This window comes from Bradyrhizobium sp. BRP19 (assembly GCF_020194195.1).
GTDB lineage: Bacteria > Pseudomonadota > Alphaproteobacteria > Rhizobiales > Xanthobacteraceae > Bradyrhizobium > Bradyrhizobium yuanmingense.
Genome location: NZ_JADYVZ010000010.1, coordinates 228,741 through 253,313, shown reverse-complemented (window position 1 = coordinate 253,313; position 24,573 = coordinate 228,741). Strand labels below are relative to the sequence as shown.

The 24,573-nt window shown below is 66.6% G+C and carries 25 protein-coding genes; 11 read left to right on the top strand and 14 right to left on the bottom strand.

From position 1 onward, the window contains the following. Positions 1-2: 2 nt before the first annotated feature. Positions 3-629 carry an FMN-dependent NADH-azoreductase gene (locus tag I6F36_RS27035; protein WP_036023751.1) on the top strand — a complete coding sequence of 209 codons (627 nt, stop codon included), beginning with the start codon at positions 3-5 and terminating at the stop codon, positions 627-629. Between the two features lie 27 nt (positions 630-656). Here the strand turns inward: I6F36_RS27035 and hydA are convergent, their stop codons facing one another. Further along, complete coding sequence (gene hydA / locus I6F36_RS27030) at positions 657-2,117, bottom strand: dihydropyrimidinase (protein WP_225172525.1); 1,461 nt, start codon at positions 2,115-2,117, stop codon at positions 657-659. Beyond that, a complete protein-coding gene (locus tag I6F36_RS27025) occupies positions 2,078-2,818 on the bottom strand; it encodes an aspartate/glutamate racemase family protein (RefSeq protein WP_036023749.1) in 741 nt (246 codons plus the stop codon). Before I6F36_RS27025 ends, hydA begins: the two co-directional genes overlap by 40 nt. Here I6F36_RS27025 and I6F36_RS27020 point away from each other — a divergent pair. From I6F36_RS27020 to I6F36_RS27010, 3 genes are read left to right on the top strand one after another with little or no spacing between them, the layout of a single operon-like run. After that, positions 2,808-3,092 (top strand): hypothetical protein, encoded by a 285-nt coding sequence (locus tag I6F36_RS27020; protein WP_225172532.1) that lies wholly within the window; start codon positions 2,808-2,810, stop codon positions 3,090-3,092. The two genes, I6F36_RS27025 and I6F36_RS27020, sit on opposite strands and share 11 nt — an antisense overlap. 25 nt (positions 3,093-3,117) lie before the next feature. Further along, complete coding sequence (locus tag I6F36_RS27015) at positions 3,118-3,735, top strand: GntR family transcriptional regulator (RefSeq protein ID WP_249789069.1); 618 nt, start codon at positions 3,118-3,120, stop codon at positions 3,733-3,735. Between the two features lie 2 nt (positions 3,736-3,737). Beyond that, positions 3,738-4,487 (top strand): aspartate/glutamate racemase family protein, encoded by a 750-nt coding sequence (locus I6F36_RS27010; protein WP_225172524.1) that lies wholly within the window; start codon positions 3,738-3,740, stop codon positions 4,485-4,487. Here the strand turns inward: I6F36_RS27010 and I6F36_RS27005 are convergent, their stop codons facing one another. Further along, positions 4,488-5,876 (bottom strand): amidase, encoded by a 1,389-nt coding sequence (locus I6F36_RS27005; protein WP_225172523.1) that lies wholly within the window; start codon positions 5,874-5,876, stop codon positions 4,488-4,490. Between the two features lie 88 nt (positions 5,877-5,964). Between I6F36_RS27005 and I6F36_RS27000 the strand changes: the two genes are divergently transcribed. The 4 genes from I6F36_RS27000 to I6F36_RS26985 are packed head-to-tail and all read left to right on the top strand — an operon-like array spanning position 5,965 to position 9,833. Then, positions 5,965-7,059, top strand: coding sequence for an ABC transporter ATP-binding protein (locus tag I6F36_RS27000; protein ID WP_225145668.1), 1,095 nt, complete (start codon positions 5,965-5,967; stop codon positions 7,057-7,059). Positions 7,060-7,089: 30 nt separating this feature from the next. Beyond that, positions 7,090-8,136: an ABC transporter substrate-binding protein gene (locus tag I6F36_RS26995; RefSeq protein WP_036023723.1), complete on the top strand. Its 1,047-nt coding sequence runs from the start codon at positions 7,090-7,092 to the stop codon at positions 8,134-8,136. An 18-nt stretch (positions 8,137-8,154) separates the two neighbouring features. Further along, positions 8,155-9,018, top strand: coding sequence for an ABC transporter permease (locus I6F36_RS26990; protein WP_225172522.1), 864 nt, complete (start codon positions 8,155-8,157; stop codon positions 9,016-9,018). Beyond that, a complete protein-coding gene (locus I6F36_RS26985; RefSeq protein ID WP_036004967.1) occupies positions 9,018-9,833 on the top strand; it encodes an ABC transporter permease in 816 nt (271 codons plus the stop codon). Before I6F36_RS26990 ends, I6F36_RS26985 begins: the two co-directional genes overlap by 1 nt. On the opposite strand, the gene I6F36_RS26980 is transcribed toward I6F36_RS26985, so the two are convergent. Continuing rightward, on the bottom strand, positions 9,834-10,169 hold the full coding sequence (locus I6F36_RS26980) for a hydroxyisourate hydrolase (RefSeq protein ID WP_036004970.1): 336 nt from the start codon (positions 10,167-10,169) through the stop codon (positions 9,834-9,836). A 26-nt stretch (positions 10,170-10,195) separates the two neighbouring features. On the opposite strand from I6F36_RS26980, the gene I6F36_RS26975 reads away from it, so the two are divergent. From I6F36_RS26975 to I6F36_RS26965, 3 genes are read left to right on the top strand one after another with little or no spacing between them, the layout of a single operon-like run. Further along, positions 10,196-11,404, top strand: a complete 1,209-nt coding sequence (locus I6F36_RS26975; RefSeq protein ID WP_225172521.1) for an MFS transporter — start codon at positions 10,196-10,198, stop codon at positions 11,402-11,404. Beyond that, complete coding sequence (locus I6F36_RS26970; RefSeq protein WP_225172520.1) at positions 11,385-12,755, top strand: amidase; 1,371 nt, start codon at positions 11,385-11,387, stop codon at positions 12,753-12,755. The genes I6F36_RS26975 and I6F36_RS26970 overlap by 20 nt, the downstream gene beginning before the upstream one ends. A 17-nt stretch (positions 12,756-12,772) precedes the next feature. Next, complete coding sequence (locus I6F36_RS26965) at positions 12,773-13,633, top strand: alpha/beta hydrolase (RefSeq protein ID WP_225172519.1); 861 nt, start codon at positions 12,773-12,775, stop codon at positions 13,631-13,633. Positions 13,634-13,757: 124 nt separating this feature from the next. Here the strand turns inward: I6F36_RS26965 and I6F36_RS26960 are convergent, their stop codons facing one another. From I6F36_RS26960 to I6F36_RS26915, 10 genes are all read right to left on the bottom strand, one after another. Further along, positions 13,758-14,111: a Rieske (2Fe-2S) protein gene (locus I6F36_RS26960; RefSeq protein ID WP_225155762.1), complete on the bottom strand. Its 354-nt coding sequence runs from the start codon at positions 14,109-14,111 to the stop codon at positions 13,758-13,760. Further along, positions 14,083-14,787: an ABC transporter ATP-binding protein gene (locus I6F36_RS26955; RefSeq protein WP_036005223.1), complete on the bottom strand. Its 705-nt coding sequence runs from the start codon at positions 14,785-14,787 to the stop codon at positions 14,083-14,085. The genes I6F36_RS26960 and I6F36_RS26955 overlap by 29 nt, the downstream gene beginning before the upstream one ends. After that, a complete protein-coding gene (locus I6F36_RS26950) occupies positions 14,780-15,562 on the bottom strand; it encodes an ABC transporter ATP-binding protein (RefSeq protein WP_225172518.1) in 783 nt (260 codons plus the stop codon). Before I6F36_RS26950 ends, I6F36_RS26955 begins: the two co-directional genes overlap by 8 nt. Further along, entirely contained in the window at positions 15,562-16,608 is a 1,047-nt protein-coding gene (locus tag I6F36_RS26945; RefSeq protein ID WP_225172517.1) for a branched-chain amino acid ABC transporter permease, read from the bottom strand. Before I6F36_RS26945 ends, I6F36_RS26950 begins: the two co-directional genes overlap by 1 nt. Beyond that, complete coding sequence (locus I6F36_RS26940) at positions 16,605-17,477, bottom strand: branched-chain amino acid ABC transporter permease (protein WP_193760206.1); 873 nt, start codon at positions 17,475-17,477, stop codon at positions 16,605-16,607. Before I6F36_RS26940 ends, I6F36_RS26945 begins: the two co-directional genes overlap by 4 nt. A 68-nt stretch (positions 17,478-17,545) precedes the next feature. Further along, positions 17,546-18,700, bottom strand: coding sequence for an ABC transporter substrate-binding protein (locus I6F36_RS26935; protein ID WP_036004998.1), 1,155 nt, complete (start codon positions 18,698-18,700; stop codon positions 17,546-17,548). A gap of 76 nt (positions 18,701-18,776) precedes the next feature. Next, entirely contained in the window at positions 18,777-19,973 is a 1,197-nt protein-coding gene (locus I6F36_RS26930; RefSeq protein ID WP_225172516.1) for a 2Fe-2S iron-sulfur cluster-binding protein, read from the bottom strand. Further along, complete coding sequence (locus I6F36_RS26925) at positions 19,970-20,803, bottom strand: xanthine dehydrogenase family protein subunit M (protein WP_225172515.1); 834 nt, start codon at positions 20,801-20,803, stop codon at positions 19,970-19,972. The genes I6F36_RS26930 and I6F36_RS26925 overlap by 4 nt, the downstream gene beginning before the upstream one ends. Further along, entirely contained in the window at positions 20,800-23,193 is a 2,394-nt protein-coding gene (locus I6F36_RS26920) for a xanthine dehydrogenase family protein molybdopterin-binding subunit (RefSeq protein WP_225172514.1), read from the bottom strand. The genes I6F36_RS26925 and I6F36_RS26920 overlap by 4 nt, the downstream gene beginning before the upstream one ends. 9 nt (positions 23,194-23,202) lie before the next feature. Then, the gene (locus I6F36_RS26915; protein ID WP_225172513.1) at positions 23,203-24,480 is read right to left on the bottom strand and encodes an amidohydrolase/deacetylase family metallohydrolase; all 1,278 of its coding nucleotides are present in this window, start codon (positions 24,478-24,480) and stop codon (positions 23,203-23,205) included. Between the last annotated feature and the right edge of the window lie 93 nt (positions 24,481-24,573).

The window sequence follows — 24,573 nt, the reverse complement described above, 5'->3', positions numbered from 1 at the left end:
CTGTGGCAAAGCTCCTGCACTTGTCCTGCTCGCCGCGTGCCGAGGCCGAATCGACAGCCGGCGCGCGGGTCTTTCTCGATGGCTTCCGCCAGGCCCGGCCGGATTGGGACATTGATGTCGTGGACATCTGGCGTGAACGGATGCCGGAATTCACAGGTCCGATCGTCGAGGCCAAATACGCGCGCATGAAGGCTCAGGTCTTCACCGATGCGCAGCGCGACAGCTTTGCCGAGGCCGAGCGAATGGCGTTGCGCTTCTCGCTCGCCGATCGCGTGCTGATCTCGACCCCGATGTGGAACTTCGGCCTTCCCTACAAGCTCAAGCAGTGGTTCGACATCATTGTCCAGCCCGGCCTCACCTTCCGGTTCGATCCGTCGCAGGGATATCTACCGCTGCTCAAGGACCGGCCGACGCTGGTGATCATCGCCAGCGGCAGCGATTTTGCCACCGGCATGAACCGCGGCCGCATCGACATGGCAACGCCCTACTTACGGGAGATCCTGCGCTTCATCGGGATCAGCAATGTCCGCTTCGTGCTGATCGGTCCAACCACGGGACCGCAAGCGCCGATCGATGCTGCCCGCGAACGGGCCCATCAAAGGCTCGCTGCAATGGCCGCGACCTTCTGAAGCGCTTTGGCGGCGTGTCGAGCCGGATCAGATCAGGCTCGACTTGCCCCGGCTCAGCACCTGGCCTGCGCCTTTGGCGCCGACGATCCGGCCCTCGCTGCAGACCACCTCTCCCCTCGCGATCGTCGTCACCGGCCATCCCGTGACCTCGAAACCTTCCCAGGGCGTGTAATCCGCGCCGTGATGCAGATCGGCCTGCCGGATCGGCTTCTTCAACTTGGGATCCCAGAGAACGATGTCGGCATCGAAGCCGACGCCGATCGAGCCCTTCCGGGGATAGAGACCGTAGATGCGGGCGTGGTTGGTCGCGGTCAGCTCGACGAACTTCTGCAGGGTGATGCGGCCCTTCGAGACGCCTTCGGAGAACAGGATCGGCAGCCGCGTCTCGACGCCCGGGATGCCGTTCGGCACCCAGCGGAACGAGGTACGGGCGTTCGGCGTCAGCTTGCCCTTGGGGTCGTCGTAGCGGAACGGGCAGTGATCGGACGAGAAGGTCTGGAACACGCCCGACGTAATGCCCTCCCAGATCGCCTCCTGGCTCTCGACATCGCGCGGCGGCGGCGAGCAGACATATTTCGCGCCCGTGATGTCCATGTTGAGGCCCTTCATGTCGTCGGCCGTCAGCGTGATGTATTGCGGGCAAGTCTCGGCATGCACGGGCAGGCCACGCTGCTGCGCCCAGCGCACCTGCTCCATCGCCTCGCGTCCGGAGACGTGCACGATCATGATGGGAACGCCGATCACCTCGGCATGGCTGATGGCCCGATGCGTCGCCTCGCGCTCGACCGCCTGCGGCCGCGAGGTGCCGTGATAGTACGGCGCGATATGACCTTCGCGCTCCAGCTTGCTGGTCAGAAAACGGATGGCGTCGTAGCCCTCGCAATGGACCATGACCAGCGCCTCCTCGCGGCGCGCGACCTCGAACACTTCGAGCAGTTGCTTGTCGCTGAGCACGAGGTCGTCATAGGTCATGAACACCTTGAACGAGGTGTAGCCGTCCTTGACCAGCGCCGGCAGCTCCTGCCCAAGCACCACGGCAGTCGGATCGGAGATGATGAGATGGAAGGCCGTATCGATGTAGCACTCCCCTTCGGCGAGCTTGCGATAGTTCCCGACACAGCTGCGCAGCGAGGTGCCTTTCTCCTGCAGCGCGAAGGGCAGCACCATGGTGTTGCCGCCGGCTGCGGCTGCGCGCGTCGCCGAGGCAAAATCGTCGGCCATCACCACGTCGGGGCCCGAGGGCTGCGAGATATGGACGTGGCTGTCGATGCCGCCCGGCAGCGCCAATAGGCCCGTCGCATCGATCTCGCGCGCCGCACCCGCGATGCTATCGGCGATGCTGACGATGCGGCCGTCGCGAATTCCGATATCAGCGCGAAACTCGTCGCTGGCCGTCACGATGGTGCCGCCGCGGATGGCGAGGTCGAGCTGCGTCACTGATGTCTCCGTCACCTGATATTTGGCATTGTCTGGAAGATCCGTCCCCATTGCGCAAGGGCCGTCACATCGCCGCCGGCGAGGCAGAGGGTCCGCCACAGCGTCACCGCGACCGAATCGAGCACGGCGATATCCAGCTCCCGCTCCAGCGTGGCCGCAAGCGCCGCACCATCGAGATTGGTGCAGAGGATGACGATCGCGTCAGTCCCCTCCGCCGCCACGGCGCGGATCATATCCGTGATCGTCGACGGCGCGACTTCGCCAAAGGAAAAGTTGTCGCGCAAGCCGAGATGCCGCTCGGCATGCGGGGCGATCCCCTCCTCAGCCCAGACGTCGGCAATGCGCCGCTGCACGTCGTCGGTATAGGGCGAGACCAGGCCGACGCGCCTGGCGCCGAGCGCGCAGGCGGCATCGATGCAGGCCAGGGTCGATGTCGTCGCCGGCACATTTGTGCGGGCCGTGATCGCCTCGCACAGGCTGCGGTCGCGGCCGATGCCGAGCCAGCTTGCGGACGTTCCGTTCCAGGCGATCGCGTCGACCTTGGCATCGGCCAGCAGATCTGCCGCCGGCAACATCACCGAGGCATCGAACTGGCTCAGCGCGGCGGCATCGAGCGCGATCTGGGTGACGCGGAAGCGAGAGAAATGCGCGGTGACGCCGGGGGTGCCCGCCAGCATGGCGCTGGTGACGGGCTCGAGCACCGAGTTGGAGGACGGCGTGATCATGCCGAGGCGCTTGCGCATGGCTGACATCGATCACAGTCGCTCCGTTGCCGCAGGGAGCATCAAACGCTCCCTCGAAACGATCATCGGCATCCCCGGCGCCGTGCGCAACCCGCAATTTGCATACTGCATACAATTTGTTCGATATGCATTTGTTTTGCGCCACATACGTCGCCTATTTGAGCATCGCGTTCGGCTCGGTATGGCTAGGATGAGTTGCAAGCAGGAAGCCTCGCGTGCAGCAAAAATCCGAAACGAACCCGGCGCGAAAGTCGCCCAAGCTCAAGAGGATGGGCCTGCATGAGCGCGCCGCCGCGCGGATGCGGACGATGATCATTCGCGGCGAGCTTCCGCCGGGCTCGCAGACTCAGGAGACCAAGCTGTCGAAGGAGCTCGGCGTGTCGCGCACCCCCTTGCGCGAGGCGATGAAGGTGCTCGCGGCGGAAGGGTTGATCGAGCTCCGTCCCAACCGCAGCCCGCGCATTGCCGATATCGCGGTCGACGGCATCTCGGAATTGTTCGAGGCGCTCGCCGGGATCGAGCGGCTTGCCGCCGAGCTCGCCGCGGAACGCGCCACCGAGCGCGATCTCGTCCGCCTACGCACGCTGCAGACCCGGATGGAGGGTCATCACCGCAGCGGCAAGCTCGACGATTATTTCGCCCTCAACGGCGAGATCCACAACACCATCGTCCGCATGGCGCGCAATACGCCGCTGCGCGAGGCGCACGAGACGCTGATCTTCCGCGCCGAACGTGCGCGTTATCTCGCGCTCGGCGCCGACAGGCGCTGGAGCAATTCGGTCGACGAGCACGCCGACATCCTGGCCGCCCTCGAAGCGCGCGACGGCGAAGCGGCCGGCCGGCTGCTCGGCGCGCACGTCGCGCGGACCGGCACGGCGCTGCTGGAAGTCCTCGCCGCCTCTCAGGCCAAGCGGCCGGCGGCGTGATCATGAAGCTGCTCCTGCTCAACCCAAATACCAGCGCCGAGGTCACGCAGCTAATGCTGGGGGTCGGGCAGCGCGCCGCCTCGGCAGGTACCGAGCTGATCCCCTGCACCGCGACCCGCGGCGTGCCCTATATCGCCACGCGCACCGAAGCGCAGATCGGCGGCGCCATCGCGCTGGAGATGCTTGCCGAGCAGCACAAAAAGGTCGACGCCGCGATCATCGCGGCCTTCGGCGATCCCGGCCTGTTCGCCGCGCGCGAGACCTTCGACATTCCCGTGATCGGCATGGCGGAAGCCGCGATGCTGACCGCGTGCATGGCCGGACGCCGCTTTGCCATCGTCACCTTCGCGCAGGCGCTGGGGCCCTGGTACGAGGAATGCGTCCGCGCCCATGGGCTGTGGGAGCGCTGCGCCGGCATCCGCATGCTGGATACGCCGTTTCAGGCGATCTCCGAGGTCGGCACCGAGAAGGAAGACATGCTGGTCGAGCTCGCCCGGCGCGCCATCGTCGAGGACGAGGCCGATGTGCTGATCTTTGCCGGCGCCCCGCTCTCGGGCCTTGCGGAGCGCGTTGCCGACCGCATCTCCGTCCCCGTGGTCGATCAGGTCATAGCGTCAGTGAAGCAGGCCGAGGCGCTGCACGCGCTGCGTTTGCGCAAGGCCGTGGCCGGCACCTTCCGCCGCCCCGCCGCCAAGCCGACCATCGGCCTTGCCGATGCGCTCGCCGCCCGGCTCGAGCATCGCGACAGCTGATCAGAGAGGCGGCCGGCGATGCGAAAAACCCAATTCGTTCTCGAGCACGCGGCCGAAGGCAAACAAGCGGGATTCGCATCCCGGCGGTGCGACGATCTGCATGCCGAAGGGCAGCACATTCTCCCCGCACGGCACCGGCACGGTCAGCACCGGGAAGCCGACCAGCGACACGATGAAGGTCACGGCGAGATAGTCGATCGGCGTCTCCAGCGCGGCCCCATCGATGGCCGTGACGTCGGCGATTTGATTCGGCCAGGGCAAGACCGACGCAGCCGGCGCGACCAGGAAATCGGCGCGAGTGAACAGCTGGCGAAAGCTGCGGTAGATCGCGGTGCGGCGCCGCTCGGCGTCGAGGTAGTTCTGCGCGGACAGTTTTGCGCCGGCTTCGATATTCCAGATCACCGTCGGCGTGAGCTCCGCACGCCGCGTTCTCAGCAACTCGCCGTAAGCGTTGGCGATGTGCGCGGCGCGCAAGGTGCGGAAGGCTTCGATCGCCCCGCCGCAATCCGGCGAGGACGGCACGACATCGGCAACACGCGCGAACGCCTGGCAGGCCGCAGCGAAGCGGGCACGAGCCTCGCGCGCAACCGGCGCCACACCGAAATCGGGCGTGACCGCAATCCGGGCACGGTCGGGGACCAGTCGATCATCATCGGTACTGCCGAGCGAGAGCGGATCATTCGCATCGTCTCCGGCGCAGACCGACAACGCGAGTTCGAGATCATCGACACCGCGGGCGAGGAAGCCGTGGGTCGCCAGCATGTCCCAGCCGAGCGGCCGGCGCGGCGATGCAATGCGGCCGGGTGTCGGCCGGATCGAGGCGACACCACAGAAGCTGGCGGGCGTGCGCACCGAGCCGCCGAAATCGGTGCCGTGCGCCAGCGGCACCATGCCGGATGCGACCGCGACGGCAGAGCCGCCGGACGATCCGCCGGAGGTCAGCGCCGGATCGAAGGGGTTGCGTGTCGGCCCGCGCAATCTGTTGGTGCAGACCGCGCCGAAGCCGAACTCCGGCGTGTTGGTTTTGCCCAGAATGACCGCGCCGGCACGCCGCAGCCGCGCCACGACGAGATCATCCTCGGCCGGGACGTGATCGCCGAACAGCAGGGATCCGTAAGTCGTCGCAAGTCCCGCAGTGTCAGTGAGGTCCTTGACCGCAATGGGCACGCCGTGCAGCGGGCCCATCGGCGCAGAGGCGGCATCGCACATCTGCGCTGCACGGCGGGCACCATCCGCATCCACCGTCACGAATGCCGCCAATCGGCTGTCGAGGCTCGCCATCCGCGCCAGATGCGCTTCGACGGCCTGGCGGGAGGACACTTCGCGCCTTGCAATGGCGCGCGCGAGCTCTGTCGCCGTGAGGTCGCATATCGATCGATCCGATGTCATGGGGTCACCATGCCAAAACGCTCCGCGAAAAGCGACAGTCGCGGGCACGAGACTTGCTTTCTCCTCTGGGGCAACGGGAGGCAACACCATGGTTGATGCGCCAAGCAGCCGATCGCTTGTCGTCGATGCGGTCACCCACCGGTATCCGAGTGGCGCGCTTGCGGTCGAGAACATCAATCTCGACATCAAGGGCGGCGAGATCATTGCGCTGCTGGGTCCGTCCGGCTGCGGCAAGACAACGCTGCTGCGCATCATCGCCGGCTTCATCGCACAGACGCAAGGGAGGATCATCATCGGCGACGACATCGTCGATGCGCTGCCGCCGAACAAACGCGCCGTCGGCATCGTGTTCCAGAACTACGCGTTGTTCCCGCACCTGTCGATCAGCGAGAACGTCGCCTACGGCCTCGCCGCCCGCGGCATCGACAAGGCCTCACGTCAGCGCGAGGCGCAGCGCCTGCTGGAGCTGGTGCAGCTGCCTGCTATGGCCGACCGGCTGCCGCGGCAGCTCTCCGGGGGCCAGCAGCAGCGCGTCGCGCTCGCCCGCGCGCTCGCGATCAAGCCGTCGATCCTGCTGCTCGACGAGCCCTTCGCCGCGCTCGACAAGAATTTGCGGCTGGACATGCAGATCGAGGTCAAGCGGCTGCAGCGCGTTTCCGGCATCACCACGCTGATCGTGACGCACGACCAGGAAGAAGCGCTGTCGATGGCCGATCGTGTCGCCGTGCTGAGCCATGGCAAGCTGGAGCAGTTCGGCTCGCCATCGGACGTCTATGACCGTCCGCAGACGCTGTTCGTCAACACCTTCGTTGGCTCCACCAACCGCATGCCCGGCATCGTGGTCTCAGCGGACCGCACGGCAGCGAAGGTGCGCCTCGATGCCGGCGCGGAGATCATCGCGCGTCCCGCGGGCGGTGCGCTCAGCGAGGGCGGCCGCGTCACCGTCTGCATCCGCCCCGAGCACCTGCAATTCGTCGGCGACGAGACCGGCTTTGCCGGCGTCGTTGGCATGTCGCTGCCGCTGGGCGCCACCGTCGTGCACGAGGTCACCACGGCCGATGGCTCCGGCGTCAAGGTTTCTCAGGCGCGCATCGGCGAGACGCGCGCCCTGGAGAGCGGCGCTGCGGTGCGCCTCGCACCGCTCGCCCCATCGCTCGCCAACGCCTTTCCCGCAACGCTTTAGATCCAGTCTTTGTCCAGAGGGGAGTTTGATATGATCATGAATCGCAGAAGCCTGCTGACCACGGCGCTCACGCTCGGGGCCATGAAGGCGTTTCCAGGCCTGAGCTACGCCCAGGCGCGTCCGCTGGTGTTTGCGACCTTCACCGGCAGCTGGGAGGAAGCGCACAAGGCCGTGCTGGTGCCGGCGTTCCGCAAAGCCAATGCGGACGCCGCGATGGTGCTCGATCCCATGCTCTCTGTCGACCAGATCGCCAAGGTCAACGCGGCGAAAGCAAATCCGCCGATCGACGTCATGCTGCACGACCCGGGTCCTGCCCTCGTCGCCGTCGGCCAGGATCTGGTCGAGCCTTATCCGGTCGAGAAGAGCGCCTACTACAAGGACCTGATCGCCGAGGCACAGGAACCGATGGGCCCCGCCCCGTTCTTCCAGGTCGTCGGCCTCACCTACAATCCGGAAGCGGTCAAGACGCCGCCAACGTCATGGGCCGATCTCTGGAAGCCGGAATTCAAGGGCCGCGTCGGCATCACCAACCTCAACTCGACACTCGGCACCGGCTGGCTGGTCGAGATCGCCAAGATGCGCGGCGGCTCGGAGGCCAATGTCGATCCGGGCTTCAAGGCACTGGAGGAGCTCAAGCCCAATCTCGCCGCGGTCGCCGCCAATCCCGGCGCGCTCGCGACCCTGTTCCAGCAGGGCCAGATCGACATCTCGCCCGGCAATTTCAACGCCATCCAGATCCTGAAAGCGCGTGGCGTGCCGGTCGAGTTCGTGGCGCCGAAGGAAGGCGCCATCGCCTTCAAGACCACGATTCACATCGTCAAGAACTCACCGAACCGCGAGCTCGCCTTCAAGCTGATCGAGGCGGCCCTGACGCCGGAGGTGCAGACCACGCTGATGAACCCGCCCTACCTGATCGTGCCGACGAATTCCAAAGTGATGATGGGCGGCGAGATCGCGCGCGTTCTGGCCAAGGACACCGCCGAGCTGAAGAAGAAGTTCGTGTTCCAGGACTGGAAGAAGATCAACGAGCAGCGCTCGGCCTGGATCGAACGCTTCAACCGCGAGATCAAGATCTAAAACCTCGAGGTTCAAGCCATGGGCGCAGCGCCGGCAGCACGGGACGTGACGTCCTACGGAATGGGATTGGCAGCGCCGCTGGCGCTGTTCTTCCTCTTCTTCTTCGTCGCGCCGCTGCTGCAATTGTTCTGGCTCTCGCTGCACAACGACACGGCCGCGCTCCATTGGGGGCTCGGCCAGTACCTGCACTTCCTCACCGATCCCTTCAGCCTCGGCGTGCTCGGCTCGACGCTGCTGCTGGGCGCCGAGGTGACGGCCGTCTGCCTCGTGCTCGGCTTTCCCATCGCCTGGCTTTATCAGCGGGTCGGGCCAAAACTTCAGACGGTCATCATCCTGATCGTGCTGCTGCCGCTTCTGACCAGCGTCGTGGTCCGCACCTTCGCCTGGATCGTCATCCTCGGGCGCCAGGGCATCATCAACGCGACGCTGCAATCGCTGGGCCTGATCGATACCCCGCTCAAACTGCTCTACACCCAGTTCGGCGTGGTAATCGCGCTGGCACAGGTGCAGATGCCCTTGATGACGCTGCCGCTGATCACCGCGCTCGGCCGCATCGATCCCAATCTCGACGATGCCTCCTGCTCGCTTGGCGCCGGAAGCTGGCGCACTTTCTTCCGGATCTTGCTGCCGCTGTCGCTGCCCGGAATCATCGCCGGCTGCACGCTGACCTATGCCGCCGCGATCACCGCCTTCATCACCCAGTCGCTGATCGGCGGCGGGCAGATGCTGTTCATGCCGATGTATCTCTACCAGCAGGCCTCGACGCTGCAGAACTGGCCGTTTGCGGCCGCGATCTCGATCATCTTCCTGCTCGCCGTGCTCGCGGTCGTCTCGGTCTTCACCACGCTCGGCCGCATGTCGCGCGGCTATGGAGGCGCATGATGAGCGGCCGCAAGCGCACGCTCGAGGCGATCAGCTTCGAGCTCGTCATGACCGTGATCGCGATGATCGCGCTTCTCATCATCATCGCCCCCTCGCTCGTGGTGCTGATCGTCTCCTTCACCAGCGGCTTCTCGCTGCGCTTCCCGCCGCCCGGCTATTCGCTGCGCTGGTACGTCGAGCTGTGGAATGCCTGGCAGCTGCATTTCGCGGCCAAGAACAGCCTGATCGTGGCGCTATGGGCGACCGGCCTGTCCGTTACCCTTGGCGTCGCCGCGGCGCTGGCGATCTCCAGGTCGCGGACGCTGTCGGCGCGGCTGCTCGATTCGCTCTTCATGTCGCCGCTGGTGCTTCCCGCGCTCGCCTTCGGCCTCGCCGCCCTGATGCTGTTCTCGCTGGTCGGCCTGCCCGTGTCGCCGCTGACGCTGGTGATCGGCCACACCGTGGTCTGCGTGCCCTATGTCGTGCGCAACACGGTCGCAGCGCTGGCCCAGCTCGAGCCGACCCTGCTCGAAAGCTCGGCCGTGCTCGGCGCCAGCCGCCTCTACACGTTCCGCCGCATCGTGCTGCCGCTGATCCGGCCGGGCATCATCGCGGGCGCCTTCATCGCCTTCATGTCGTCCTTCGACAACGTGCCGGTCTCGCTGTTCCTGCGCGATGCCGCCACCGACATGCTGCCGATCCGGATGTGGCAGGATCTCGAAGGCAAGCTGGATGTCACCATCGCAGCCCTCTCGGGCGTGCTGATCATCGCCACCGTCGCGCTGGTCGCGGTGATGGAGCGCGTCACCGGCCTGTCGCGGCGGCTGACCAACTGATCAGGCGCCGCGGAACAGCGAATAGCCCCAGCGCGTGAATTTCAGCGGCAGATGAAAATGCTCATCAACGTTCTTGATGCGAAAGCGGAACGGCGTCACGGTGAGGAAACCGTCGCGCTCGCCAAAGAACTCGCCGAGATGAAACAGCACCTCGTACGCGCCTTCCGTCACACCGGCACCTTGCGCGACGGCATGATCGAGCACGCCGTTGGCGCCGAGCCGCCCGTCGGCAATGCGCTGGGACTCCGGATCGATCCGCCAGATCTCGACGCGCAGCCCCTGCGCCGGACGCCCGCTCGCGACATCGACCGCGTGAATGGAAATACCGCCTGCCACAATGTTCCTCCCATGAGCACGCCGCCATGGTAGACGGAAATACGGCCGCTCGGCCAGCGCCCGCGCTGCTGCCGGCCCTGTTGCCTGCTTTGGGGGCGATGACCGCGCTTCAGGCCCTGGTCGCGCTGGCCTTGTTCGCGCCCGGCGTGGTCGCCCCGCGCGCCCATATCGAGGTCTGGCAGCTCTCGATGTTCTCCGCCGCCGTGTTCGCGGTCGGCATCCCCGCCTCGTTCTGGGGCGGCGGCTTCATCGCGCGCCTTGGCTCGCTGCGGATCGCGAGCCTGTGCGCGGCGGCCATCGTCGTCGGCATGGCGCTGGCTTCGCTCGGGACGAGCGCCGCCCTGCTGGCTGCGGGCCTGTGCATCGGCCTCGCTATGGGACCCGAGACGCCGGCGAGCGCGGCGCTGCTGGCGCGGCTCGTCACTGCCGAGCGGCGCGCCTTCGTGTTCTCGGTGCGCCAGACCGGCAACCAGATCGGCGCCGTTTGCGGCTCGCTGGCCCTGCCCGCGATCGCCATCGTGTTCGGACCGGTCTGGTGCTTTGCGGCCGTTGCTGCCTTGGCGCTACTGGCGATCGCGCTGTTCGAACGGTTGCGGCCGGCCTATGCCGGCAAGGTCGCCCCGCCGCCGAAGCTCGATCTCCGCGCGCGGGTGGCGCTGGTGATCGCGGACCGGCGGATCGCGATGCTGGCGCTGGCCTCGATGCCGTTCAGCGCGATGCAGGTGTCGCTCAACACGGTCTTCGTCACGCTCGGCACACGCGAGCTCGGCCTCAGCCATATCGAATCCGGCATGGCGCTCGCCTGCGCGCAAGCCGGCGGCCTGATCGGCCGTCTCGGCTGGGGCTATGTCGCCATGCGGCTCGATGCCTCGCGCGCCGTCCTCGTCGTCATCGGCCTCGGCATGGCCTTCTGCGCCGCGCTGCTCGGCCTGAATGGCGCTTCGCTCGGCCGCAGCGGACAATTCATCATTGCCGCATTGTTCGGCCTGACGGCGTCGGGCTGGAACGGCGTCTTCGTCGCCGAGATCGCCCGCCTCGCCCCGCAGGACCGGATCGGCGAGACCACCGGCGCGGTGCTGACCGCGTCCTATGCCGGTCTCCTTGCCGCGCCCGCGCTGGTGTCGATCCTGGATGGCGTGGCCAGCCTCGGCCTGGCCTTCTTCGCTCTGGCGTGCCTTGCCCTCGGCGGTACATTGGCGTTGATCTGGGGAGGCCATGACAACGCGGACAAATAGCGCGCGCGAGATCGCCGCCGACGTCAGCGCCGGGCGGACCAATGCCGTCGAGACCGCGAAAGCCGCGCTCGGCCGCATCGAGGCCGCCAAGCCCTTGAACGCGGTCGTCACAATCGATCCCGCACGCACGCTGGCGGATGCTGCGGCGGTCGATGATCGCCTGCGTATGGGCGAGATCATGCCGCTCGCTGGCGTTCCCGTGATCGTCAAGGACAACATCTGGGTCGGCGGCTGGCGCGTGACGCAGGGCTCGCACCTGTTCGCCGATTTCATCGCGCCGCGCGATGCCATCGCCGTCGAGCGGCTGCGCAAGGCCGGCGCCGTCGTCGTCGGCATCGGCGCGACGTCCGAGTTCGCCTGCAAGGGCGTCACCAGCTCGCAACTCTACGGGCCGACGCGACATCCGCTCGATCCCGCGCTGACGCCCGGCGGCTCATCCGGGGGCCTGGCCGCAGCGGTGGCGGCCGGCCTGGTGCCGCTCGCGATCGGCACCGATGCAGGCGGCTCCAGCCGCAGGCCGCCGGCGCATGTCGGGGTCGCCGGCTTCAAGCCGTCCTACGGCGCGATCCCCTATGGGCCAGGTTTCGCCGAGCCCTTCTTCGGCCTCTCCGTCATCGCGCCGATCGCATCGGACGCGGCCGATATCGCGCTGGCGTTTGAAGTCATGGCCGGCGCCGATCCGCGCGATCCGGAGTCTGCCGTCGTGGTGCAGCAGGCCAAAGACATCGGCAGTCAGCGCATCGCGTTCTCGCCGCGCCTTGGTCTCGACGTCGCGATTGACGACGTCGTCGCGAATGGCCTCGCCGCCGCCGTCAAACGGCTTTCCGCAGCAGGTTTGCACATTACACAACGCGATCCCGCCTGGCCGGCAGGCGCCACGGAGGATGCGATCATGCCGCTGCAGCATGCGGGGCTCGCGGCACTCCACGGCGAACGCTTTCGCAAGGATCCGACTGTCTTCGATCCTGACATCGCCAAGCAGATCGAGCGAGGTCTCTCCTGGTCGGGTGCGGAGGTCGCCGCAGCGCTGCTTGCGAGCACCGCGATCGCCAACGCCTTCGCCGCGTTCTTCGCTGAGGTCGACCTCCTGCTGGCGCCGACCGTCCCCTGCGTCGCCTGGCCGCTGACGCAGCTCGGCCCTGATATGATCGGCGGAAAGCCCGCAAGCCCGCGGGCCCACGCGGTGTTCACGCCCTTCGTCAATCACGCCCGCCTGCCGGCGATCTCGATTCCGTGCGGAACGGATCGGCGCGGGCTTCCCTTCGGCCTTCAGATCATCGCGGCGCGCGGGCAAGACCGCTCGCTCCTCGCAGCAGCGCAAGAGATCGAAGCGATCTTGCGCAGTGCCTGACGCAAACGGAGACTCCCATGGTTGAGAACGCTCATTCGACAATTCGACCGCTCGACCCCCGCGACCGCTGGTCCGAGCTGTCTCGGGCGGAACGCAGTGCCGCCTATGACAACAACGCGGCGGTCAAGAACAGCCCGGCCCTGATCGCCGAGCGCAACGAAGCCTCAAGCCGGCTGCGGGGCTCGTTCAAGTCCCATCTCGACCTGCCCTACGGCGAGCGGGCGAATAACAAGATCGACCTCTACCCGGCCGCAAAGCCTGATGCGCCCTGCCTGGTGTTCCTGCACGGCGGCTACTGGCAGCGCAACTCGCGCGAGCTGTTCGCAATGCTGGTCGAAGGCGTCGCCGCGCATGGCTGGTCGGTTGCGATTCCCGGCTATTCGCTGGCGCCCGAGGTGTCCCTCACCGACATCGTCGCCGAGATCCCGCGCGCGCTCGACTGGCTCGCGGCGCACGGCGCGTCCTACGGCGTTGCCGGACCGGTCGTGCTGTCGGGCTGGTCCGCTGGCGCCCATCTCGTCGCAATGGCGCTGGATCATCCGCGTGTCCATGCGGGGCTCGCGCTCTCGGGCGTCTACGATCTCGCGCCGATCCGCGATACGGGGCTGAACGAGGCGCTGAAGCTGACGGACGCGGAGATCGCCACGCTGTCGCCACTGCGCCTGCCCGTCACCCGGAAGCGTCTCGACATCGCCTATGGCAGCAGCGAACTGCCGGCGCTCGTTTGCGATTCCATCAATCTCTTCGACAAGCGCGTGGCGGCGGGAGCGCCGGGCAAGCTCATTTCGGTCGAAGGCGCCGACCATTTCACCATTCTCGAGGCTCTGCGCCGGCCGGACGGAGTCCTGGTGGAGGCCGCGCGGCGGCTGCTGGACTAAAAGTGCGAAAAACAACCCCATGCACAGTAGCGATGTCGTTGTTTGCAAAGGCGAATTGTTTGAGGGCCGATCGACACCGCCGCCGCCGCTTTGACTCGTCGGGCAAAACAGGGGCATGATGTCATCATCGCCCCGGCTGCCGCTCCTGCATCTCAATCCAGATTCGCTCGCCCGTGATCCGCACCGGATAAAGCCGCAGCGGCCGGCTCGGCCATCCCGCGGTGATTGCGCCATCGCGCAAATCGAACGACGCCGCATGGCGGGGACAATTGAGGCGCCCGGCCGTCACCTGCCCCAAGGCCAGATCCGCCTGCTCGTGCGGGCATGCACGTTCGCAGGCGACGACGTCGCCCTCGTTCCAGATCACGAGCAGGTCGCGCCCGGCGACGCGGACGATCGTCTCCGCCTTCAACCGGTCGAGATCGCAGACGGCAATCCACCCGGCCTCGTCACCCACCGAGATAGGCCTTGCGCACATGCTCGTTCGCGATCAGCTCGCTGCCGGCGCCCGATAGCACGATGCGGCCGTTCTCGAGCAGATAGGCGTGGTCGCACATCTCGAGCGCAGCGAAGGCGTTCTGCTCGACCAGCAGCACCGTGGTGCCGGCATCGCGAATGCCGCGGATGATCGCAAAGGTGCGCTCGACGATATTGGGGGCGAGCCCGAGCGACGGCTCGTCGAACATGATCAGGCGCGGCCGCGACATCAGCGCGCGGCCGATCGCAAGCATCTGCTGCTCGCCGCCCGACAGCGTGCCCGCCGCCTGCCGGCGCCGCTCGGCGAGCCGCGGGAATTCCGAGTAGATACGGTCGCGGTCGGCCGCGATCTCGCCCGAACGACGCCGGAGGTAAGCGCCCATATCGAGATTTTCCTCGACGCTCATATGCGGAAACACGCGCCGCCCTTCCGGGCAATGCGCGATGCCGCTCGCCAGCACGCGCGGCGGCTTCGCGCCGGTGATGTCGATGCCCTCAAACTTCATCTGGCCCGAGCGCGGCGCCACCAGGCCGGAGATCGCGCGCAGCGTCGTGCTCTTGCCGGCGCCGTTGGCTCCGATCAGGGCGACCAGCTGGCCGGCCTTCACGTCGAGCGAGATGCCGCGCAGCGCGGTGACGCCACCGTAGCCGCAGACCATGTCGCGTATCTCAAGCACGTCCTGCTCCATGTCCAAGATAGGCTTCGATGACAACAGGATTGTTGCGGATCACATCGGGCGTCCCTTCGGCGATGATGCGGCCATAGTTGAGCACCACGATACGGTCCGAGACGGTCATCACCATCGGCATGTCGTGCTCGACCAGCAAAATCGTGATGCCGCGGTCGCGGATGCTGCGGATCAGCTCGACGAAACGGTGCGTCTCCGAGGCGTTCATACCGGAGACGGGCTCGTCGAGCAGCAGCATCGACGGCTCCGCCGCCAGCGCCAGCGCGACACCGACCAAGCGCTGCTCGCCGTAGGAGAGCGAGCCCGCCGCATCGTGGGCGCGGCGTTCGAGCCCGACCCATTCGAGCAGCTCGCTCGCGCGCTGCCGCAGCTTGCGCTCCGAGGCGCGCGCGCCTGGCAGGCCGAGGATGGCGTCGAGCAGCCGGACCCGGCCCTGCCGGTGCAGGCCGATCAGGAGGTTGTCATAGACGGTGTCGTTCGGGAATACGCTGGTGCGCTGGAAGGTGCGGATCAGGCCGAGATCGGCGATCTCATGCGGCTTCAATCCGCCGAGTGCAGTGTTGCGATAGGTCACCCGGCCTGCGCTCGGCGTCAGGAAACCGGTCATGACGTTGAAGGCGGTGGTCTTGCCGGCGCCGTTCGGCCCGATCAGGCTGACGATCTCGCCCTCGCCGACCTCAAAGCTCATGTCGGAGATCGCGACCAGCCCGCCGAAGCGGACGGCGACCTGATCGATGGTCATGGCGATGCTGCGCGCCGTCATCACGCCGGCTCCTTGGTGCCGGTTTCACTGAGCGCGACCGGCGCCAGCGCCGTCGTCCCGCTCCGTCGCCGGATCAACCGCTGCGCCAGCGACGGCACGATGCCGCGCGGCAACACGAACAGGATGGCGATCAGCACACCGCCATAGGCGATCCACTGCGCTTCCGGCGCCATCACAGGCCGCAGCGCAACCGGCAAAAGACCGAAGATCAGGCCGCCGACGACGGGACCCGCCAGCGAGCCCTTGCCGCCGCTGATGACCATGATCACCATGGTGACGGTGTTGATGAAGGCGAAGACTTCAGGGTCGATGATCCGGATGTAGTGTGCATAGAGACTTCCGGCCGCGCCGGCGATCGCGGCGGAGATCACCGCAGCAATCGTCAGCGTCCTGGTCACGTCGATGCCGACCGAGACGGCGAGCGTTTCGTTCTCCATCAGGCCACGCATGGAGCGGCCGAAATGGGAATGAACGAGGCGTGCGATCAGGAGATAGGCGATGAGCGCAACGACCAGGACGAGATAATAGTTGTGGAATTTCGTGCGCAGTGTCAGCTCGCCAAAGCCGGGCAAGGGCAACGCGATGGACGGGATATTGGTCAGCGCCAATGGACCCTGCGTCAGCTCGACCCAGTTCAGCGCGACCAGCCGGACCACCTCGGCAAAGGAGATCGTCACAATGACGAAATAGGCGCCGCGGACGCGGAACGACAACAGACCGACGAAATAGCCGCACAATCCTGCAATCAGGATCGCCAGCACGAAGCCTACGATCGGCGGCCATGGTGTGTGAACCAGCCGAAAGCCTCCGGGCAGGCCGATGTCGAAACCGAGCGAAGTCAGCGCGCTGACATAGGCGCCGATGCCGAAAAAGGCGATATGACCGAGGCTGAGCTGGCCGGTGAAGCCGAGCAGCAGATTGAGGCTCATCGCGCCGATGACGAAGATGCCGGTCGTGATCAGCGCGTTGAGCAGATAGGGATCGCGCAGCCAGAGCGGCACCGAGGCCAGCGCCGCAACGGCGAGAATGGTGACGATCGTCTTCATCCGACGCGCTCCGCGCGCGCGAACAGGCCGGTCGGCCGGAAGATCAGCACCGCGATGATGATGAGAAAGCCCATGGCATCGCGGTAGCCTGACGAGACGTAGCCGGCGCCGAGCTCCTCGGCCAGCGCAAGGATGAAGCCGCCGATCACCGCGCCCGTGATGTTGCCGAGGCCGCCGAGGATGACGATGGCGAAGGCCTTGACCGCGGCGAGATCGCCCATCTGCGGGAAAATGACGTAGACCGGCCCGAGCAGCGCGCCGGCGGCGGCCGCCAGGCTGGAGCCGATTGCAAAGGTCGAGGTGTAGATCATATCGACGTTCACGCCCATGAGGGACGCCGTGTCGTGATCCTGGAAGGTCGCCCGCATCGCGCGGCCGAGGCTGGTCTTGTTGATGAGCAGATACGTCACCAGGATCAACATGGCCGCCGCGGCGAGCACGAACAGGCGCAGCCATGAAACGGAGACCGGCCCCAGCACCAGCGGCGCCTCCGGGAATGGCGTCGCCACCGATTTCGCGACGCCGCCCCAGATCCACAGCGTGCCCGACTGCATCGCGATCCAGGCGCCGATCATCACCAGCATGGTGGTGTCGATGTCGGAGCCGCGCAGCGGACGCAGCAAGGTCAATTCGATGGCCGCACCCAGCAGCCATCCGGCCAGCACGGCCACGGGCAGCGCGAGAAAGAAGTTCAGCCCAAGCTGCTGCACCACGATGAACATGATGTAGGCGCCGAACGTGTAGAGCACGCCATGCGTGAAGTTCACGACGTTCATGATGCCGAAGATCAAGGTCAGCCCGATACCCAGCAGCGCATAGGTGCCGCCGAGCACGAGCATGTTGATCAGATGCTGAAGGAATTCGCTCAAGATTGTTCCCGATTAGTCCGTATTCGGCGAGAGCGGTGACGTACCGCCCTCGCCTGCGAACAAGCGCGTCAGAGCGTCTTCATCTCGATCTTGCCGTCGGCGATCTCGATGAGGTAGACGTTCGGCTGGCTCTGACCGCTTTCCTTGCCCTCGGGCCCGGACTTGCGGAACACGATGTCGCCGTTCAGCCCCTTGATGTTGATGTTCCAGAGCGCCGCCTTGATCGCGGCAGGCTCAGCCTTGCCGGCCTTCTCGATCGCGGCGGCGACGGTGCGGATGCCGTCATAGCCGCGGAAACTCTCGGTGCAGCCGGCGAAGTCGAAGCCGCGCTTCTTCCATTCCGCGATGAAATAGTTGGTGGCTTCCGGGTTCGGCGTCTTGTCCGGGAACCAGGGCAGGAAGGTCGTCAGATGCATGGTGCCGTTGGCGGCCGCTCCCGCCTGGGCGATGATCTGGTCCGGGTTCTGCGAGCCGCCGGTGGTGATGATGCGCTTCTTCAGGCCAAGCGCGGCGGCCTGCTTGAAGATCAGCGTGAGCTGGTCAACGGCGGTGGTGACGATGACGGTCTCGGAATCCGAGCTCTTGATCTTGGACAGCTGCGCGCTCATGTCCTGCGCGCCCTGGTCCATGGTCTCGACGAGGCCGATGCCGATGCCCTTCTCCTTCATCATCTTGCTGAAATCCTCGGCGGTGCCGCGGCCCCAGTCATTGTTGATGACGAGGAAGTCGACCTTCTTGAGCGCGAGCTTGTCGACGATGTTCTTGAACGCGGCCGCCTCAATCGCGGAGGGCGGCGAGATGCGGAAGATGAAGGGATTGCCCGTCGTCGTGATCTTGCCGGAGGACGAGGTCTCCACCACCATCGGCGTCTCGTACTCCATCAGCTTCGGCATCACCGCGAGCGTCAGGCTCGACCCCCAGGCGCCCATCAGGACCGGCACCTTGTCGCTGGTGATGAGCTTCTCGGCGACGGCGGCGGCCTCCGTCGGGTTGCTCTTGTTGTCCTCGATGACGAGCTCGATCTTCTTGCCGAGGATGCCGCCCTTGGCGTTGATCTCGTCGGCGGCGATCTTGGCACCGTTAACGACGTAAGTGCCTGAGGCCGCGAACGCGCCGGTGAGCGGCTCGTTGACGCCGATCTTGATGGTCTGCGCCCCCGCGGCGCCGCCGAACAAGGCCGTCGCCAACGCGATTGCCGGAACCAGTCCGAGTGTTCGTGTCATGTTTGTCTCTCCAAATCTCACGCTGTTGATGTCAGGCCAGTCCAGGCTTCGTCACTCCGCGGCGCCGGTTCGCCGATCATTCCGCGCCACCTCTTCCGAAGGTGCGGCGAAATATTTGCGCGAGCCGGGCTCGCAAGACGTCCGATGCAATCGACCAGAAGCTGAGCTCCGCCGGACCTGCCTGCCCCGACGAGGCGCCGGACATGTGGCGGTCGAGATTGGCGGCGAACTCCGCAACGAGACGTTTTGCAAGGTCTCGCACGAGGCCGGGACGACCGACCTGAGCCAGCATTCCCGTGAGCGTGTAGCCGATCGACAGTTCGACCGCGGTCGCCGCGCCGCCTTCCAGTGGCAGCAGGCGGTAACGGATCTCGCCCTGCGTCGCGGAATGGCTGCGCTGGTCGGTACCGATGCCGACGATGCGCCCCGAGAGTGTCGCGGGATCCCGCTCGACACGCGCGGCCCCCTCGAAGCTTGCTGCGATCGGACCGAGCCTGACGCGGATCGATCCTTCGACGCGCTCCGGCTTTGGCGTCGACGACAGCGATACGCCAGGGAGGCAGGCGGCGATGCCTGCGATTTCCTCGAACATCGCGAACACCTTTGCCGGCGGATACGGCAACGTGAAGCGCTGATCGAGCATTGTTGCCGGCGTGAAGTCGGGGATGCTGCTTGGGGTGGCACTTTCCGGTGCCGGAGCTGGCGCGTGCCGCGCGGGCCGCAGCTCGTTCCGGGCGGTTGCCGCTCGCCCCGAGCCGGCAGGACCAAGGACGGTCCGGCCTCCATCCGCCACCGGCGCGACGTTGCGCGCGCGCCTTGCCTCGATCACGGACTGCACCGCGCGCACAATGCCGACATAGCCTGTGCAGCGGCAGAGATTGCCGCTGAGGCCAATGCGGATCTGGCGCTCGTCGGCGTCGGGCAGACGCAGCACCAGGTCGCGCGCCGAGACCAGCATGCCGGGCGTGCAATAGCCGCACTGAAGCGCGTGCTCGCGGGTGAAGGCAGCGCGCAGCTCGGTCGTGATCTCGTCCTCGTCGAGGCCTTCGATCGTGGTGACATCGGCGCCCTCGCAGGCCGCCGCATAGGTGATGCAGGAGCGCGCCGGCACGCCGTCGAGCAGCACAGTGCAGGCGCCGCAGACCCCGTGCTCGCAGCCGAGATGCGTGCCGGTGAGATCGAGCCTGTCGCGGACGAAATCGGCAAGACTGGTGCGCGGTTCCGCGTGCAGCTCCACCGCGCGGCGATTGACCTGAAGCGCGATCGTGGTCATGCCGCGGCCTCCAGAACGGCGCGCTTCAGCACGCTGACATGGATGTGGCGCTGCGCGGCATCGTCGATGCCGGCGCTTGCGAGCAGGGCATCGGCGACACGAACATCGAAACGCTGCTTGTAGTCGGCGGCGATCCGCCCGCCGAACAGCTCGGCATTCGTGACGACGATCGGCGCCGTGTCGATTGCACCGATGACGACACGCGCCGCGGCGGCGGCGGGATCGACCAGCACCGCACCGATCGCGTGGGCAAATTCGCCGGTCTTGCGGCAGCTCTTGGCATAACCCCAATGCGCCGTCGCTGATCGCGCCGGCACATGGACCGCCTCGACGATCTCGCCGGCATGCAGCGCAGATTCCAGCGCACCGACCACAAACGCTTCGACCGCCATCGATCGCGCACCGGCAAGGCTGCGCAATGTCACGCGCGCGCCCAGGGCCGCCAGCGCCGAAATCCAGTCCGCGGCGGGATCGGCATGGCTGAGCGAGCCGCCGATCGTGCCGCGATTGCGCACCGCGCGATAGGCGATGTTGGCAGCGACAGCCCGCATGGCGCCGCGGGTCACGTCGGCCGTGCGGCCGTCCTCGATGTCGGCATGGGTTACGAGGGCGCCCAGCGCGAGCTCGTCGCCGGAGACCTCTGCGCGCTTGAGCTCGGCAAGGCCGGAGATGTCAATAACCAGCTCCGGCTGCACCAGCCGCAGATTGAGCATCGGGCCGAGCGATTGGCCGCCGGCGATGATCTTTGCCGATCCGTCGCTTGCGGCCAGCATCGAGAGAGCCGCATTGAGGTCGCGCGGGCGCTCGTAAGCAAAGGGCGCCGGTTTCATGCCGCACTCCTCTGAGCCGCACGCGCAGCCAGCACCGCCGCGACGACGCGATGCGGCGTGATCGGCGACTGCATCAGCTCGACGCCGAGCGGGCGCAGCGCGTCGTTGACGGCATTGGCGATCGCGGCGGGCGGTGCGATGGCGCCGCCCTCGCCGATGCCTTTCACCCCGAACTGAGTATAGGGCGACAGCGTCTCCATATGATCGAGGCGCGCGGCCGGGACCTCGGTCGGACCGGGCAACAGGTAATCCGCGAGCGTCGTCGCCAGCGGCTGGCCGGAGGCATCGAACGGCATTTCCTCGTAGAGCGCGGTGCCGATGCCTTGCGCGAGGCCGCCATAGATCTGGCCGTCGACCACGAGTGGATTGACCAGCACGCCGCCGTCTTCGACGATCACGTAGTCGAGGATCTCGACTTCGCCGACATCAGGGTCGACCGCGACGACGGCTGCATGCGCGGCATAGCTGAAGGTGCCGCTGTCGCGCACGGGCTTGTAGCCCTGCGTCACTTCGAGCCCGCCCGGATCGACGTCTGCCGGCAAATCCTGCGGGCGGCGGTACCAGGTGTGGGCGATCGCCTTCAGGCTGACGCTGCCGTTGACGCCGCGCACCTCGCCGTTCTGCAATACCACGGAGGCCGGATCGTGCTGCAAAAGTTTCGCGCCGATGCGGCGCGCACGTTCGCCGAGCTCGCGGCAGGCGGTCGCGACCGCACCACCCGCCATCACCATCGAGCGCGAGCCCCAGGTGCCGGTCGAATACGGCGTCATCGCGGTGTCGCCGAGGACGATGCGGATGTTTGCGACATCCACGCCGAGGATTTCGTGCGCGACCTGGGCGAGTGTCGTCTCCATGCCCTGCCCGTGCGAGTGCACGCCGACGCGCAGTTCTAGGCCGCCGTCCGGCGTCAGGCGCGCCGAGGCCTGCTCATGGCCCGGCACCATCGGGATGCCCCAGCCGGAATAGACCGAGGTGCCGTGCGCGGCCTGCTCGCAATAGATGGAGATGCCGACGCCGATGCGGCGGCCGTCGGCCTCGCCCTGCTTTTGCCTGGCGCGGATGGCGTCGATGTCGATGGCCGCGAGTGCGCGGCGCATCGCTTCCGGATAATCGCCGCTGTCGAAATGCTTCTTGGTGATGTTGTCGAACGGCATCTGTTCGGGGCGCACCAGATTGCGCAGCCGCACCTCGCCGGGCTCGAGGCCGGCTTCCGCCGCCACGAGGTCGAGCATCAATTCCAGCGCAAAGCAGACGCCGGTGCGCGCGACGCCGCGATAGGGCAGGATCGGGCATTTGTTGGTGGCGACCGAGAAGGTGCGGCAGCGATAGGCCGGCATCTTGTAGGGGCCGGGCAGAATGCTGGCGACCTGCGCGGCCTCCAGGCAGGCCGAGAACGGATAGGACGAGTAGGCGCCGGAATCGACCGTCGCTTCACAGTCGATGCCGCGCAGCGTGCCGTCACGGTCAGCATAGACCGTGATTTTGTAATGATGTTCGCGGCAATTGGAGCTGGCGACGAGATGCTCGCGCCGGTCTTCGAGCCAGCGCACGGGATGGCCGCAACGCATCGTCAGCCAGGACAGGCAGACCTCTTCGGGCAACAAAATTCCCTTGTGACCGAAACCACCGCCGACGTCGGGCGAGATGACGCGGATCTGGCCCTCCTCCATGTCGAGGCATTCGGCGAGGCCGCTGCGCGTGATGTGCGGCATCTGGGCCGCCGAATGCAGCGTGAGCTGGTCGAGCCTCTTGTCGAAGGTCGCGACCACGCCGCGGCCTTCCAGCGGCGACATGCATTGCCGCGCCGTCGAGATCTCGCGCGTCACCTTGATCGGCGCATCGAGCGCTGCGGAGATGTCGACCTCGTAATTGGTCTCCAGGAAGACGTTGTCGCCCCAATGCTCGTGCACCAGCGCCGAGCCGGGCTCGCGCGCCTTCAGCATGTCATGGATCGCCGGCAGCTCCTCCAGATCGAGCGTCACGGAGGCCGCGATGTCCTCGGCCTCGGCGCGGGTCGGCGCGAGGCACATCGCGACGAGCTCACCGACCTGGCGCACCTTGCCGGTGGCGAGCACCGGCTGCTCCGAGATCTTGAAGCCCGGCAGGCCCGACACCGCACGGATCGGCTTGATGCCGACGAGATCGGTCGCCGTGAACACGCTGCCGCGATGGCGTTCGGGCACATGGATGCCGCGGATGCGCGCATGCGCCAGCGGGCTGCGCACGAAGGCGACGTCCTGAAGGCCGGCGAGCCTGACGTCTCCGACATATTGGCCGCGGCCGCGCATCAGGCGGTCGTCTTCCTTGCGCGGCAGTCGCGCGCCAACGCCCTGCCCCGTCTTTCCGTCCGGAAATTCTCGCTCGTTGCGCAACTTCGCGTTCTCCTTCACCGCCCGGCCTTATGCCGCGACGGCCTGCGGCAGGATCGGCGCGACCGCGTCGAAGCGGGTGCCGGCGCGCAGGCAGAAGGCCGGCTGCAGCAGGCGCTCGGCAATCACCTCGTTCTTCTCGTTGTCCTTGAGGACGAAGCGGCCGTTTCTCTCCGTGAGCACGGAGACGTCGGCGTCCATGCCGATCTTGAGCGCGCCGATTTCACCGCTGCGGCCGAGCATTTTCGCGGGATTGGAGGTGACCATCGGCACCACCTGCTCCAGCGACAGGCCCAGCGCCATCATCGAGCTCATCGCCTGGACCAGGCTGAACTTGGCTTGTCCCGCGAAGGGATGGTTCTCATCGTCCTCGTGCTGGTCGGGCGTTCCGGCCGGCGCGGGCACATGGGTGTTGTAGCCGTGGATGTCGGCGCCGAGCGTGGTCGGAATGATTCCGGCGGCGATCGCCTTCTTCGCGAGCCGATAGGAGAAATGGCTGCCGTGGCCGACATCGACCTTGAGGCCGCGGTCGAGCGCGGCCTGGATCACCGGATGCACCTCGCCCTCGCGATTGACGAAGCCGCCGGGATGGCGCGTGAAGGGATGAGCGAGGATGTCGCCCTCGCGCAAGAGCGGAATGACGCGGGTGAGGATGGTGTCGGCGTCCTCGCCATTGGCGCCGCTCTCGGGCAGGCCCCAGAGCTGGCCGAAATGCACATAGACCGGCAGGTCGGCGCGCTTGCCGATCTCGGCCGCCATCTCGATCACGCGAATGCCCCAGCGCGCGAAGCCGCCGATCTCCGCGTGAGCCTTGATGCCGCGCACGAGATCGAGATTGGCGGTTGCCGACTTGACGGTCGCATCGATGTCGACGCCGTCGGGGCTGTAGAGCTGCGGATAGAAATGGCCCTCGAGGCCGCCGACGAGATAGGCGGAGATAAACGCATAGACGCGCGAGGCCGAGGCTTCCGCGATGAAATGGCGGAAACCTGGCAGCGTCATGCAGGACGGACCGCCCTGATCGACCAGCGTCGTCACGCCGGACTGCACGCCCACCATGTCGGGGTTCATGCCGAAACGGCCGGAGACATATTGATAGACATGGGCGTGGGTGTCGATCAGCCCGGGCAGCACCAGCTTGCCGCTGACATCGACGACCTCCTTCGCGCTGGTCGGCAGAATGTCGGATGCGACCGCCGCGATCTTGCCATTGCGGATGGCGACGTCCTTGAGGCCATCGATGCCGGAGGCCGGACAGATCACGCGGCCACCCCGGAGCAGAAGATCGAAGCTGGCAGTGACGGACATGGCGCTCTCCTCTTCTTGCGAGGGGCGACGGCTTCGTCCCTCGAATTACGAAGCATGCTTCGCATTTTGACAAAAGCAAGCATCGTGCCATGA